Here is a 13,769-nt window from a genome sequence, read left to right as displayed (position 1 = left end):
CGATTGGGACGCTGAACGCGGAGCGGCCCTGACGATTGGGACGTTGAACGCGGACCGGACCTGACGACCGGTCCGCGTCCCGATCCGGATTACTCAGTACATGCCGGCGTTGGCCGGTCCCGGCCCACTCGACGGAGCCGGGCCCGCGTTTCGCGGCCGGTCCATCTCGTCAGTCTCTTCCAGCATGCCCTCCCCCTCGAGCAGGGCCCGCACCTCGGATTCCCGAAACCGGCGATGCCCTCCTGGAGTCCGGATACTGCCGATCCGGCCCGCCGCCGCCCAGCGCGTCACGGTCTTCGGGTCAACCCGAAACAGCGCGGCGACCTCACCCGGTGTCAGCAGGCGATCTCCAGTGTCCACAGCCCCCTCCTCGCGTCGACGAAGCCCCCGGCTGAACACACTGCCCCCGGCCGGTGCGAGCCCAGAGCCGTCATGAGGGACGTATGGCAATTACAGCACCAGCGACCTGGCCTGTCCGCCAAACGCGAAAAACGCACTGAGTGGGAGGTTAGTAAATGGTAGCGGCTCTCCGCCCTCTCGACCCCGAGTATGCGAGCTGTAACCCACTGCCATGTGCAACGGATGTCGGAGTCCGAGTGTTACGCGGCGGCGACTAGGGTCTACAGTCCGTGGACGCCATCGACCTCAGCCTCGTGGACCTACTCCGCGGCAACGCCCGCCTGTCGTACGCCGAACTGGCCCGTCAGGTCGGACTCTCCGCACCGGCCGTGCACGAACGGGTCGGCAAGCTGGAAGCCGCCGGTGTCATCCGCGCCTACCGGGCGGAGGTCGAGCCGGAACGCATCGGGCTGAACGTGACGGCCCTGATCAGCGTCGTGGAGGATTCCGGCGCGGACACCGACGACGTGCTGGAGGCGTTCCGCGCGATCCCGGAGATCGAGTCGTGTTACTTCATGGCGGGCGTCGAGTCGTTCCTGCTCAAGGTCCGGGTGGGCACCATCGCCGAGCTTGAGCGGCTGATCGTACGGCTGAACCGCACGCCCGGCGTCGCCTCCACCCGGACCAGCATCGCCCTCTCCACCAAGTGGGAGAACCGTCCGCAGCCGGTGGTGCCGTCCTCCTGACCCGCTGCTACCCCGGCCCGCTCGGTCAGCGCCCGGTAGCCTTCCTGAGCGTGACTCAGCTTGACCGGTTCGACGAGGCCAGCCGGCGGTGGGTGATCGAGGCCATCGCGGCCGTCGAGGCGGACGCGAACCGGTCCGCCGACACTCACCTGCTGCCCTTCCCGCTGCCCAGACAGTGGGGGATCGATCTCTACCTGAAGGACGAGTCGGTCCACCCCACCGGGTCGCTGAAGCACCGACTGGCCCGGTCGCTGTTCCTGTACGGGCTCTGCAACGGCCGGATCGGGCCGGACACCACGATCGTGGAGGCATCCTCGGGCTCCACCGCGGTCTCCGAGGCGTACTTCGCCCGGATGCTGGGGCTGCCCTTCATCGCGGTGATGCCCGCCACCACCTCGCCGGAGAAGATCGCCCAGATCGAGTTCCAGGGCGGCCGGTGCCACCTGGTGCAGGACCCGGCGAAGGTGGTCGTCGAGGCTCGCTGGCTGGCTGAGGACTCCGGCGGCCACTTCATGGACCAGTTCACCTACGCGGAGCGGGCCACCGACTGGCGGGGCAACAACAACATCGCCGAGTCGATCTACGCGCAGCTCGCGCTGGAGCGTCATCCCGTGCCGGTCTGGGTGGTGGTCGGCGCCGGGACCGGCGGCACCAGCGCCACCATCGGCCGGTACGCCCGCTACCGGCGGCTGCCCACGAAGCTCTGCGTGGTCGACCCGGAGAACTCCGCGTTCTATCCCGCCTGGCAGGCGGCGGACTGGTCGGTGCGCACCGGGCGGGGCTCCCGGATCGAGGGGATCGGCCGGCCGAGCGTGGAGGCGTCGTTCCTGCCCTGGGTGGTGGATCGAATGGTGCAGGTGCCGGACGCTGCCTCACTGGCCGCCATGCGAGCCGGCTCGGCGGTGCTGGGCCGGCGGGTGGGCGGGTCGACCGGCACCAACCTGTGGGGCGCTTTCGGGCTGATCGCCGAAATGCTGGCCGCCGGGCGTACGGGCTCGGTGGTCACCCTGATCTGCGACGCGGGCGACCGGTACGTCGACACGTACTACGCCGACGAGTGGGTGGCCGCCCAGGGCCTCGACCTGGCTCCCCACCTGGCCACCATCGACCGTTTCCTGACCGACGGCACCTGGCCGGCCTGACGCCGACGGCCGCGCCACCGCACCTACCGCCCGCTACCGCACCTCGGCCCGCTACCGCACCTCGGCCCGCTAGCGCGCCGCCGCCCGCTCCGCCAAGCCGGGATATTTCAGCACGTACCCGTCGGCGTCCACATCGATCTCGGCGGCGAAGCTGCCGCTGGCGTAGCGGAACCGCTGCGGGCCCAGGGCGGTGTAGACCTGCTCGGCGGGCAGCACGGTGAGGCTTGGCAGCAGCACCCAGGCCACGCTGAGCCGGTGGCTCGTGTCCGCCGGGGCGGCGGCCAGGCCGAGCCGGCGCAGGGGCAGCGTGTTGAACAGCGGCGAGCCGCCCAGGTCCAGGTCGAGGGCGTCGGCGAGCCGGTCGGGGTCCTCGACGCCGGGCAATCCGGCCGGGGCGCGCCCGCCCGCGGCCAGGACCGCGTCCAGGTCGCCCTGCTCGGAGGCGGTCACCCGCCACCGCTGCGTCGCCCGTTCCAGGCGTACGCTGCGCCGCCACCCGGCTCCCTCGACCTCGACCTCCAGGCGGACGCTTACCCACTGCGGGTCGGTCACCAGGCGGTAGCGGCACGTGTAGGGAACCGGGTCGGCGGCCAGTTGGGTGCCGTGCGCGGTGAGCCCCTGGCCGTCGTCGACCAGAGCGTGCTCGGCGCCAGCGGTGTCGATCCGGGTCCACAGCAGCGACTTCGGCATGAGCCGGACGTTACGCCACCGAGGGCGGGCCGGGCAGTGCATGCGGCACAGCCCGCCCGCAACGGATGGTTCAGCGGGTGTGCGTACGCGGCCGTCCGCCGTACCGGCGTTCACCGGTGGGCCGATCGCCGAAGCGGCGCGGGCCACTCGGCCGGCTGGGCCGGCGAGGTGCCTCGGGCTCGACGCGTACCGGCACTCCGCTCGGCTCCCGTGCTCCGACCAGCTCGGCCAGGGCCGGGTCGCCGGCGCGTACCCGAACCTCCGCCGGCTGCACACCGGCCTTTTCCAGCATCGCCAGAGTGGTGCGGCGCTGCTTCGGCAGCACCAGGGTGGCCACCGCGCCCGTCTCACCGGCGCGGGCGGTCCGGCCCGCCCGGTGCAGGTAGTCCTTCGAGTCCTTCGGCGGGTCGACGTGCAGCACCAGCGAGATCCCGTCGACGTGGATGCCCCGCGCCGCCACGTCGGTGGCGATCAGGACGTTGGTCCGCCCCTCGCGGAACTCGGCCAGAGTGCGGGTACGCATCCGCTGGGTCTTGCCGCCGTGCAGCCCGCCGGCCCGTACGCCGACCGCCGCGAGCTGCGCGACGAGCCGGTCGACCCCGAGCTGGGTACGGGCGAAGACGATGGTCCGGCCGGCGCGCGCGGCGATCGACGCGGTCACCGGGAACTTGTCGCGCGGCGGGATGAGCAGCAGATGATGGTCCATGGTGGACACCGCAGCGGTCGGCGGTGCGGTGGAGTGGGTCACCGGGTCGGTCATGAAGCGCTGCACCAGCGCGTCCACGTCGGCGTCCAGAGTGGCCGAGAAGAGCAGCCGCTGCGCGTCCGCCGGAGTCTTGGCCAACAGTTCGGTGACCTCGGGGAGGAAGCCCATGTCGGCCATCTGGTCCGCCTCGTCGAGCACGGTGATCTCGACGTCGTCGAGGCGGCACACGCCACGGGCGATCAGGTCGGCGAGCCGACCCGGGGTCGCCACCACGATCTCCACGCCGCGCCGCAGGGAGTCGATCTGGCGGTCGTACGGCACTCCGCCGACCGCGGTCTTCAGGAACACGCCGACGGCCTTGCCGAGCGGCAGCAGCGCGTCGTTGACCTGCATGGCGAGTTCCCGGGTGGGCACCAGGACGAGGGCCCGCGGGTGCAGCGGCCGGGCTCGCCCGCCGTCGGCGATCCGGGCCAGCATCGGCAGCCCGAAGGCGAGGGTCTTGCCGGAGCCGGTCTGCCCGCGGCCCAGCACGTCCCGCCCGGCGAGAGTGTCCGGTACGGTCGCCCGCTGGATCTCGAACGGCGTGTCGATGCCCTGCCGGGCGAGAGCGCGGACCAGTGGCCGGGGCAGGCCGAGCGTTTCGAAGCTGATCGAGTCGTCGCGAGCGCTGGTGTCGGCCGGCTGTGGGCCCGCAGACAGGTCGAAGGAAAGGGAAGACGTGCTGAAATCAGCGGAGGTGGTCAAGAAATGCCTTTCGAGCGGGGCGCATCTTCGCGACGTCCCGCTGCGACGCGATGCCGCCGGATCTTCCGCAAGAACGCCCATGGGCGTGCGGTCGCACGCCGGGTCAATGATCACCGACAAGTGTACGGCGAACATCGCGTACCTGCCCGAGCCGCCCGGGGGCAGTGGGCCGACTCACCGGTTTGTCCGTAACCCGCCGCTATCCGGGCGGACCGCTGGCCACGCTGCTCAGCGCGTCGTTGGCCAGCAGCACGACCAGTACGCTGATCCCCACGAGCAGGGCCAGTGCGATGGCCATCACAATCACCACGCGGAGCGTGCTGGTGGAGGCCTCGCCTGCGCTCTCCGCCCAGCCCTGGGCCAGGATGTGCCCGGTCAGTGATCCGGAATTCTCCTCGCCCGCCGGGAACGCCACGGTGGCGGAGCTCGCCGCGTCGCCGTAGTACGCGCTCAGACCGGACCCACCGGAAGCCGGTGCGTCCGGCGTAGAGGCGCTGCCCGGGTGCTGCCGCCGGTCGGCCAGAGCCGAGGTCGACGCGGGCACGGCCGGCGGTAACTCGCCGTGCGGACCGGGCCCGACGCCGGCCGGCATCGGTGCCGGCGGAAGCAGGCCGGGGCGGGACGAGGGGCGCGGTGCTGCCCCCGGTGAGCTGGGCGACGGCTGGTCCCGCCGCCCGGTGGAAGAGGTCGGCGGCGGCCAGACCGGCAGCGCGGGAGAGGGTACCGGCACGCTCTCGCCCGCTCCGCCCGGCCCCGCTCCGACGCTCTGGGTCGCGGTGAGGGGCGGAGGCGGAAACGGCGGCGCTGGCATCGGTCCCGGCGGTGGTGGCGGCGACGGCAGGGGTGGTCCCGGGGGCGGCGTGGGTGGGCCGGGAGAGGGTGGCGTGGGACGGGGGCCGGGCGGCGGCGCGGGCACCGGCCCTGGCGGGTACGGCCCGGGTGCCGGTGGCGTCGGCGCAGGAACGGGCGGTGTCGGCGACGGTGGTGTCGGCCCGGGCACGGGCGGTGTCGGCGCGGGCGCCGGCTCAGGTGCCGGCGGCTCCACGGGCTCGGGTGCCGGCGGCTGGGCGGCTTCCGATGGTTCCGAGTCGACCGTCGAGCGGTAGACGCCCGAGGGTTTGCCGCCGATTCCGACGGCGTGCGCCTCGTCCACGCTCACCCGGCTCATCGCGGGCACTCGGACACTGGCTCGTGCCGGCTGCGGGGCGCCGTGCTCCGGGCGGTGCCCGGCCGGAACAGCCGGTGTGGCGGCTGGGTTGCGGGACCCTGCCGTGCCGTCGTCGGGTGTCGCGGCCCGGCGGACACCGGCCCGGCCCACCGCCGGTTGGCTTCCCGTCGCCGCCTTCACCGGGGAGCGTTCGTCAGTCGGGGCGGGAGCCGATCCACGGTAGCCCGCCGGAGTCTCGTGCTCGGTCATCCTCGCCTCCGCGCCACGCTCGCACCCGGACCCGTACCGCCGGACCGGGGAGTGCCTGATTGACACCGTGCCACATGCCGACGGCGTCGCACACCCGGAGTGCCCACAGTGCTCCCGTGGGGGGTGCCTCCTTACAGCGGAGCCCTCGACCTGACAGATCGAGGGCTCGGCGTGTGGGCTCAGGCGCGTCGCGACCTCTGTAGCGGCCACCCTGCCAGGCGGCCAATGCGGCGACCATCTGGGCGGCCACGGCGAACGCCAATAAGAAGGTGTCGACGTGTCTCATTGGGTCACCGACCGGATCCAGCCCAGGAATCGGCAGTACAGCTCGAAGCCGTCGGGCTTGGCTCCGAGCCGCTCCAAGTCGCCTGTCGCCTCCCAAAGCAGCTCGGCCATGTCGACAGCGAAGAGCTTGCCCCGACCGACGTACTCAGCGGCGATGTGGGGGCGCGCGACATCGCAGGGCCAGGGGTTGGCACAGGCGGCACAGAACCAGAACGGCTTGACGGCTACGTGATTTTGCATCTTGGGCTCCTCCCGGGCGGACGGGGGCGGCACCCCCACCCACCGGGCTCCGCCTCCAGCAGGCGGGGGGCCTACTCCGATCTCAACCCGGCGCTTGCCTCCCTGTCAATTGTGGCAGGCCCCTTTGTGCCGCCAGATATGGCAGCCGCATAGGGAACGCCGATTTGGGTAGGCACGGCCGTGTCTACCTTCACGGATATGGGCGATGAGGTACCCGGCCCGCTGGTCGGTCCGGGCGAGATTCAGCAAATGCTTGGCGTCGGGCGGTCACGGTTCCGCCAGCTCGTCTGGCATCCCGCCTTTCCCAAGCCGTTTCAGACCCTCATGGGCGGCTCCGTCTGGCTGAAATCCGAGGTCGAAGCCTGGATCGCCGAGTACCGGCAGCCACGCCCGCCCGCAGACGACGACGAGCAGGGCTGACGAGCCCTCCCGGAGCCACGGGGACAAACGGATGGAGGCCGGCGGGTGCCGTAGCACCCGCCGGCCCCTCGTGGCCTCCGGAAAACCGGTCAGGCCGGGCTTCACTTACCCTTCTCGGCAACCTTCCGGTTGCCCTTTTTGTCGTGGTAGATCGCCGAGCCGTCCGGCATCGGGGTGCCCGGGTAGGTCCAGCGCTCGACCTTGATCTCCTGGTTCAGCCACCGTAAAAGCGGGCCGGCTGTCCTCGCGGGGGGTGCCGGTTTCGGCGGAACCCTCCTGCTGATCTTCGCCGCGTTCCAGTTCGTCATGGGCGCGAACGCCTAACCGGTGTGGGTCGCGCGGACGCCCCGAGCGGGTGCGGTCCACCCGAGGACGTGGGGGTGGGGGGTAGGTCGGCATGCCCCGAACAGGAGTACCCCCTCCAGTTCAGACGGAAGGTTCTGGCCGACGGCGAGGGGGTAACGGCGCGGACAAAGCGGGACATGAAACCAACCCGGGGGGGCTATATCCAGAAATCCTTGACATGGCCAAGACCGGGCTGACATCTTGCGAAGCAAGGCGGAGCGCGCGTGGCAGTACCTCCTCCACAAGGGAGGATTCTGTCTCGAAAGGGGTACCCCCTCAGTGGGTAGCGACGTCACGACCCGGGTTCTGCTCTTGGTCTCCGCAATCCTGGCCGCCTGCCTCATCGGTCTGGCCGCTAGCTGGTCGGTCTGGTCGGCCGATCCTCGCGTCGGTAAGGCGCTCCTCACTTTCGGCGCGGCGTTCGGCGGCACGCTGGCTTTGATGATCACGGCGTTCAATTTCGTCATGCAGTCGGACGCCTGACACCCTCGCCTCCGGGCGATCCCTGGCGGGGGCTGGGGTCGCCCGGAGGGTGTCGGGCAGAACAAACAGCGTCCGTATCGCCACCCATGGACGTATTGCGACGATGTCCACAGTGCTCCCGGGTGTATCCCGTCGGTCTCGGTCGGCGGCCGCCCCAGCCCGGGAAGGCGATCGAGGCCGCGGCCGGTCAGGAACCGCCGAGAGTGGACGTGGTGACCGACGGGCTGCTCTCGTCAGGAGTGCGGCTGCTCGCCGCCGTGGTCGGTGCGGTGCTGCTGTCATCGTTGCCCGGCGGCTCGTCGTCCGACGGGCTCGGGACCGGCGGGGGGGTGCGGGTCGGACTCGGGGCGGGTGCGGTGGTGCGGCTCGGAGTCGGGCTCGGGGTGGGCGTGGTGGAGCCGGTCGGGCTCGGAGTCGGTGTGGTCGGCTTCGGCTTCGGCTTCGGCTTCGGTGTGGTCGGCGTCGGCTTCGGCGTGGTGCTCGGCGTCGGAGTCGGCTTGGCCGTCGGAGGCTTCGATGGCGTGGGCGAGGCCGACGGGGCGGGCACCGCTCCGACCACCCGGGTCGCGGCGTAGAGCCGGGACCAACTGGGGGTCGAGATCTTCACCACTTCCCTGCTGTTCGGTGCGTGGATCATCTTGCCGCCGCCGATGTACATCCCGACGTGGTGGATGCTCGTCCAACTGCTGCCGGAGGCGAAGAAGAGCAGGTCACCGGGGAGCAGGGCGGTCCGGGGCACGGTCCGGGACCGGGTCGCGCGGTACTGGTCGCGGGAGATGCGCGGCAGCTGGTAGTAGCCCGCCGAACGGTACGCCGCAAACATCAGCCCCGAGCAGTCGAACGTGTCCGGGCCTTCGGTGGCCCAGACGTACCTGTCGCCGAGCTGCTTGTGGGCGTACGCGACCGCGGCCAGCGCGGTGGGATGTGCGGCCAGCCCGTTCGTCGGCTGGTTGACATAGCCGGCACCGATCTGCTGCTCGGCACGCTCCTGCTGGCGGGCCAGCTCGACCAGTTGCGCGGCGTTGTCCTCGCGCAGCTTGAGCAGCTTCGCCTCTTCGTCCCGCAGCGCCTTCTGAGTGGCGGCGTACTGCTCCTGGACGCCCCGCAGCCGGGACTCGGCCGCCGCGTGCGCCTGAGTCGCCACCTGCTCGTCGGTGCGGGCGCGAGCCAGCTCACCGGCGGCCGGACCGGTGGCACCCTCGACCCGCTCACCGAGGTTGACCCGGCGGAGCAGGTCCAGATGCCGCAGGTCGGCGGCGAAGTCGCCGGGCGGCAGGGCGGCATCGACCTTGATCGCCTCGGCGGCGGCCTGGTCGGCGCGCTGCTGGGCCTGGGTGAGCGCGGCTCGGGCGAACTCCAGGTCGCGCTCGGCGGTGCGGAGTTGGCCCTCCGCCTCGACGCGCTGCTGCTCCAGCTCGAGCAGGCGGGTGCCCAGCTCGCCGACCCGGGCCTCGGCGGCGAGGATCTGGGTTTCGAGCGCACTGGCGCCGGTGGGGACGCTCACCGCGCTCGGGGCGCCGGCGGCGGGTGCGCCGCCGGGCAGCTGGAGCGGGCCGGTCAACACCGGGCGGGAACCGGTGTCGGGGACCGTGACGGGCACGCCGGGCTCGGCGTACGCCGGGGCGGCGAGGACGGCGCTGGCGACGGCGCTGACCAGGGCAGACCAGAGCATCGGTCGCAGCACCGGCGAGACCACCGGAACCCTCCGCCGCCGTCGCCCGTGTCCCCTGTCGACCATTCCGCCTCCCGTCCGGCGCGTTGTGCCCCGTCGTGATGAACGCGGCTGTTCGGGCGACGAGAGTGCCGTGCCCCACTCTGTCTTACCCCACCCGCCCCCACGGTGTCGATGTCCGGAGGGGCAACAGCAGCTGAGAGTTGCCTGAGCTCTCCGCAACGTTGACCCGTCCTTGCCCACCGTCGACGGACCGCGCTGTGAGCTGCCGCTGCGCCCGACGTAGGCTCGGTTGGTGACCGGGACCCGGTCGCGACCGCAGGGAAGGACGGGGCTTTCGATGGACGCCGGACTCAAGCGCGAGCTCGAAGCGAAGGTGTACGCCGGGGAGCGACTGACCCGTGAGGACGGGATCGCCCTCTACGCCAGCGACGACCTGAGCTGGCTGGGTCGGCTGGCCCACCACAGGCGTACCGAACTCAACGGCGACCGGGTCATGTTCAACGTCAACCGGCACCTGAACCTGACCAACGTGTGCAGCGCGAGCTGCGCGTACTGCTCCTTCCAGCGCAAGCCGGGCGAGAAGGACGCGTACACGATGCGCATCGACGAGGCGGTCCGCAAGGCCAAGGAGATGGAGGACGAGCAGCTCACCGAGCTGCACATCGTCAACGGACTGCATCCCACGCTGCCCTGGCGTTACTACCCGAAGGTGCTGCGCGAGCTGAAGGCGGCCCTGCCGAACGTCAAGCTCAAGGCATTCACCGCGACCGAGGTGCAGTGGTTCGAGAAGATCAGCGGACTGGGCGCCGACGAGATCCTCGACGAGTTGATGGACGCCGGCCTGGAGTCGCTGACCGGGGGCGGTGCGGAGATCTTCGACTGGGAGATCCGCCAGCACATCGTCGACCACGCCTGCCACTGGGAGGACTGGTCGCGCATTCACCGGCTGGCCCACAGCAAGGGCATGAAGACCCCGTCAACCATGCTCTACGGCCACATCGAGGAACCCCGGCACCGGGTCGACCACGTGCTGCGACTGCGTGAGTTGCAGGATGAGACCGGTGGCTTCGTGGTCTTCATTCCGCTGCGCTATCAGCACGACTTCGTCGACTCGGCGGACGGCAAGATCCGTAACCGGATCCAGGCCCGGACGACGATGGCCTCGCCGGCCGAGTCGTTGAAGACCTTCGCGGTGTCCCGGCTGCTCTTCGACAACGTGCCGCACGTCAAGTGCTTCTGGGTGATGCACGGGCTCTCGGTGGCCCAGCTGTCACTGAACTTCGGCGTGGACGACCTGGACGGCTCGGTGGTGGAATACAAGATCACCCACGACGCCGACGCGTACGGGACGCCGAGCACCATGCACCGGGACGACCTGCTGCACCTGATCTGGGATGCCGGATTCCGCCCCGTCGAGCGGAACACCCGCTACGAGGTGGTTCGCGAGTACGATGCCGCGCCGAGCCTGGCGCAGCGCCGGGCCGAGCCGCAGCAGGTATGGGCCTGAGCGATCCCTTCGGCGGACCGCGTGGGGCTGCGGACGATGGCGCGGCGGCAGGACCTGTCGTCCGGCTGACCGGCCGGCGAACCGGTGCCGCCGAAGGTTCGCGTACCCTCGTCAGGGATGAGTGAGCAGCAGAGCGCGTTTCCCCGCCGGGACGCCGACGGTCGCATCCGTGCCCTGGGCGACCTGCTCGGCGTCGGGCTCGCCGGGGTGGTCATCGGGCTGCTGGTGCTGGTGCTCTTCGACGCGGTCTTCGCCTCGTTCGGGGCCGGTGACGTCGGTCAGGCCAACGGCTGGTTGGCGGTGATTCTGCCCGCCTGGCTGTTCCTGGAGGATTTCCGCGCCTGGGAGTTCGGCGCCGCCCGGGTGGTGGCCGCACTGGTCGCCCTCGCGGTGGCGGGGGTCTCCGGGCTGGCGTTGGCCGGCCTGACCGCCGGGCTGCCGCCGCTGCTGTCCGGCGGGGTGGCGGCGGCGACGTTCACCGTGGTGTACGCGATGATCTGGTTCCCTGGCGTCCGCTGGCTGGTTCGGCGGACGGGCTGAGCCCGGTGGGCCGGCACGGCAGGATGAAGAGCGCCGTCGGCTGGACGGCGGAAAATGGAGTGACGACGTGAGCGAGGCGACAGCATGAGCGCGGCGGTCAAGTACACGCTGGGCCGGATTGGGCTGTTCGTGATCGTGGTGGCAGCCCTCTGGCCGGTCGACATGAACATCTTCCTGAAGCTGATGGTGGCGCTGCTGTTCTCCGCTGCGCTCTCGTTCTTCCTGCTCAAGCGCTGGCGCGACGAGATGGCCGAGGAGATGGCCGTTGCCGCCGTACGCCGTCGCTCGGAAAAGGAGCGGCTGCGGGCCGCCCTGGCCGGCGAGGAGCAGGCGACCGAGGAGCAGGCGACCGAAGAGCAGGCCGACCAGCCCGGCGGCTCCTCCCAGCAGGGGCGCGGCCCCTCGGCGTGAGCCGTCCGGCTCGCGGTGCCCGGCTCCGCGCAAGAGCGGGCCGGGGAACCATGTCGCCGACGGGACGATCCGACTGGGATGACCCCAAGAACGATCGATATTGATATGACCATGTGACCGGTGGTGGGCTGTCCACCACCGAGCGGGAACCCCCCGCGCCTCGAGGAGGTTGTCCATGGCCTTCCGCACAATCCCCGTCCGCCGCACACTGGCGCTCATCGTGGCCGCCGGGCTCGGCCTGCTCGCCGTCTCCGCGCCACCGGTCTCCGCCCGGCCCGCCCCCGACCGAAACGAGCAGCCGGCCGCCGCGCCCTACCGGGTGCTCGGTCCGAGGACGCTCGCCGACCGAACCGCGGTCGCCCGTACCGGCGCCTCGATCGACTACTCCGAGCACGGTGTGCTGCACGTCTCGGCCACCCGCGCCGAGGCCGCCGCCATCACCCGGCTCGGATTCCGGCTGGAGGAGGTCGCCGCGTTGCCGACCGACCGGGGCCACGCCCACGGGGCGGTCGGCACCCTGGCGTTTCCGCCTGCCGACGCGAACTACCACGACTACGCCGAGATGATGGCCGTGGTCAACCAGGTCGTCGCGGACCACCCGTCGATCGCCCGCAAGATCAGTATCGGCAGGTCGTACGAGGGCCGTGACCTGGTGGCGGTGAAGATCTCCGACAACGTCGCCACCGACGAGAACGAGCCGGAGATCCTGTTCAACGCACAGCAGCACGCCCGCGAGCACCTGACCGTCGAGATGGCGATCTACCTGCTCAACCTCTTCACCGACAACTACGGCTCCGACTCCCGGATCACCAGCCTGGTCAACAACCGGGAGATCTGGATCGTGCCGACCGTCAACCCGGACGGCAGCGAGTACGACATCGCCACCGGCTCCTACCGGTCCTGGCGCAAGAACCGCCAACCCAACAGCGGATCGTCGTACGTCGGCACCGACCTGAACCGGAACTGGGGCTACAACTTCGGGTGCTGCGGCGGCTCGTCCGGCTCGACCTCCTCGGAGACCTACCGGGGCCCGTCGGCGTTTTCCGCACCCGAGACGCAGGCGCTGCGCAACTTCGTCAACAGCCGGGTGGTCGGCGGCGTGCAGCAGATCAAGGCGAACATCGACTTCCACACCTACTCCGAGCTGGTGCTCTGGCCGTACGGCTACACCTACAACGACACCGCCCCGGGGATGACCGCCGACCAGTACAACACCTTCGCCACCCTCGGGCGGCAGATGGCGGCCACCAACGGCTTCACCCCGCAGCAGTCCAGCGACCTCTACATCACCGACGGCAGCAGCATCGACTGGATGTGGGCGACGCACGGCATCTGGGCGTACACCTTCGAGCTGTATCCGCGCTCGGCCTCCGGCGGCGGTTTCTACCCGCCCGACGAGGTGATCCCGCGTGAGACCTCGCGCAACCGCGAGGCGGTGCTCATCCTCGCCGAGTACGCCGACTGCCCGTACCGGGCGATCGGCAAGCAGGCTCAGTACTGCGGCGGTGGCGACGGGACCACGGTCTGGTCGGACACCTTCGAGACCGCGACCGGCTGGACGATCAACCCCAACGGCACCGACACCGCGACCTCGGGTCAGTGGGAGCGGGGCGCCGCGCAGGCCACCAACTCCAGCGGGGCCAAGCAACTCACCCCGTACGCCGGCAGCAACGACCTGGTGACCGGCCGGCTCGCCGGCGCCGCGGCGGGTGACCACGACGTGGACGGCGGCGTCACCAGCGCCCGGTCCCCGGCGATCACGCTGCCGTCCAGTGGCGCGTTGACGCTCTCCCTGGCCTGGTACCTGGCGCACGGCTCGAACTCGTCATCGGCCGACTACTTCCGAGTCAGTGTGGTGCACAGCGGCGGCACCACGGCACTGCTCACCCAGGCCGGCGCGGCCAGCAACCGCAACGGTGCGTGGACGGTGTCCAACCTGAACCTCACCCCGTACGCCGGGCAGTCCATCCGGATCCTGGTGGAGGCCGCCGACGCCTCCACCGCCAGCCTGGTCGAGGCGGCTGTGGACAACGTCACCATCACCGCCTCCTGAGCCGGCGGGGCCCCGCCACACCCCCT

The 13,769-nt window shown here is 70.9% G+C and carries 15 protein-coding genes; 8 read left to right on the top strand and 7 right to left on the bottom strand.

Features of this window, described 5'->3' with window-relative positions; translation table 11 throughout:
- Nucleotides 1–93: 93 nt before the first annotated feature.
- Nucleotides 94–360 (bottom strand): BldC family transcriptional regulator, encoded by a 267-nt coding sequence (locus Vqi01_RS08650; RefSeq protein WP_204034101.1) that lies wholly within the window; start codon nt 358–360, stop codon nt 94–96.
- Between the two features lie 269 nt (nt 361–629).
- Here Vqi01_RS08650 and Vqi01_RS08645 point away from each other — a divergent pair, with 269 nt between their 5' ends.
- Both Vqi01_RS08645 and cds1 read left to right on the top strand, forming a co-directional pair.
- Nucleotides 630–1,085 (top strand): Lrp/AsnC family transcriptional regulator, encoded by a 456-nt coding sequence (locus tag Vqi01_RS08645; protein ID WP_204034100.1) that lies wholly within the window; start codon nt 630–632, stop codon nt 1,083–1,085.
- 50 nt (nt 1,086–1,135) lie between these two features.
- Nucleotides 1,136–2,227, top strand: coding sequence for an L-cysteine desulfhydrase Cds1 (gene cds1, locus Vqi01_RS08640; protein ID WP_204034099.1), 1,092 nt, complete (start codon nt 1,136–1,138; stop codon nt 2,225–2,227).
- A 69-nt stretch (nt 2,228–2,296) separates the two neighbouring features.
- On the opposite strand, the gene Vqi01_RS08635 is transcribed toward cds1, so the two are convergent.
- From Vqi01_RS08635 to Vqi01_RS08620, 4 genes are all read right to left on the bottom strand, one after another.
- A complete protein-coding gene (locus tag Vqi01_RS08635) occupies nt 2,297–2,917 on the bottom strand; it encodes a putative glycolipid-binding domain-containing protein (protein WP_204034098.1) in 621 nt (206 codons plus the stop codon).
- Nucleotides 2,918–2,987: 70 nt separating this feature from the next.
- Nucleotides 2,988–4,322: a DEAD/DEAH box helicase gene (locus tag Vqi01_RS08630; protein WP_372444331.1), complete on the bottom strand. Its 1,335-nt coding sequence runs from the start codon at nt 4,320–4,322 to the stop codon at nt 2,988–2,990.
- A 244-nt stretch (nt 4,323–4,566) separates the two neighbouring features.
- Complete coding sequence (locus Vqi01_RS30645; RefSeq protein ID WP_239098265.1) at nt 4,567–5,097, bottom strand: hypothetical protein; 531 nt, start codon at nt 5,095–5,097, stop codon at nt 4,567–4,569.
- A 969-nt stretch (nt 5,098–6,066) separates the two neighbouring features.
- Nucleotides 6,067–6,309 (bottom strand): flavin reductase, encoded by a 243-nt coding sequence (locus tag Vqi01_RS08620; protein WP_204034097.1) that lies wholly within the window; start codon nt 6,307–6,309, stop codon nt 6,067–6,069.
- Nucleotides 6,310–6,507: 198 nt separating this feature from the next.
- Between Vqi01_RS08620 and Vqi01_RS08615 the strand changes: the two genes are divergently transcribed.
- Nucleotides 6,508–6,729: a helix-turn-helix transcriptional regulator gene (locus Vqi01_RS08615; protein ID WP_204034096.1), complete on the top strand. Its 222-nt coding sequence runs from the start codon at nt 6,508–6,510 to the stop codon at nt 6,727–6,729.
- A 101-nt stretch (nt 6,730–6,830) separates the two neighbouring features.
- On the opposite strand, the gene Vqi01_RS08610 is transcribed toward Vqi01_RS08615, so the two are convergent.
- Nucleotides 6,831–7,037, bottom strand: a complete 207-nt coding sequence (locus tag Vqi01_RS08610; RefSeq protein WP_204034095.1) for a hypothetical protein — start codon at nt 7,035–7,037, stop codon at nt 6,831–6,833.
- Between the two features lie 316 nt (nt 7,038–7,353).
- Here Vqi01_RS08610 and Vqi01_RS08605 point away from each other — a divergent pair, with 316 nt between their 5' ends.
- On the top strand, nt 7,354–7,557 hold the full coding sequence (locus tag Vqi01_RS08605) for a hypothetical protein (RefSeq protein WP_204034094.1): 204 nt from the start codon (nt 7,354–7,356) through the stop codon (nt 7,555–7,557).
- Nucleotides 7,558–7,744: 187 nt separating this feature from the next.
- On the opposite strand, the gene Vqi01_RS08600 is transcribed toward Vqi01_RS08605, so the two are convergent.
- The gene (locus Vqi01_RS08600) at nt 7,745–9,295 is read right to left on the bottom strand and encodes a C40 family peptidase (protein WP_204034093.1); all 1,551 of its coding nucleotides are present in this window, start codon (nt 9,293–9,295) and stop codon (nt 7,745–7,747) included.
- 274 nt (nt 9,296–9,569) lie between these two features.
- Here Vqi01_RS08600 and mqnE point away from each other — a divergent pair, with 274 nt between their 5' ends.
- From mqnE to Vqi01_RS08580, 4 genes are all read left to right on the top strand, one after another.
- The gene (mqnE, locus tag Vqi01_RS08595) at nt 9,570–10,739 is read left to right on the top strand and encodes an aminofutalosine synthase MqnE (protein ID WP_204034092.1); all 1,170 of its coding nucleotides are present in this window, start codon (nt 9,570–9,572) and stop codon (nt 10,737–10,739) included.
- Nucleotides 10,740–10,856: 117 nt separating this feature from the next.
- On the top strand, nt 10,857–11,279 hold the full coding sequence (locus Vqi01_RS08590; protein WP_204034091.1) for a hypothetical protein: 423 nt from the start codon (nt 10,857–10,859) through the stop codon (nt 11,277–11,279).
- 84 nt (nt 11,280–11,363) lie between these two features.
- The gene (locus Vqi01_RS08585; RefSeq protein WP_204034090.1) at nt 11,364–11,690 is read left to right on the top strand and encodes a DUF4229 domain-containing protein; all 327 of its coding nucleotides are present in this window, start codon (nt 11,364–11,366) and stop codon (nt 11,688–11,690) included.
- A 175-nt stretch (nt 11,691–11,865) separates the two neighbouring features.
- Entirely contained in the window at nt 11,866–13,743 is a 1,878-nt protein-coding gene (locus tag Vqi01_RS08580) for a M14 family metallopeptidase (RefSeq protein WP_204034089.1), read from the top strand.
- Nucleotides 13,744–13,769 lie beyond the last annotated feature (26 nt).

It is taken from the genome of Micromonospora qiuiae (genome assembly GCF_016863555.1).
Classification (GTDB): domain Bacteria; phylum Actinomycetota; class Actinomycetes; order Mycobacteriales; family Micromonosporaceae; genus Micromonospora; species Micromonospora qiuiae.
This window is presented reverse-complemented; position numbering and strand designations above follow the sequence as displayed.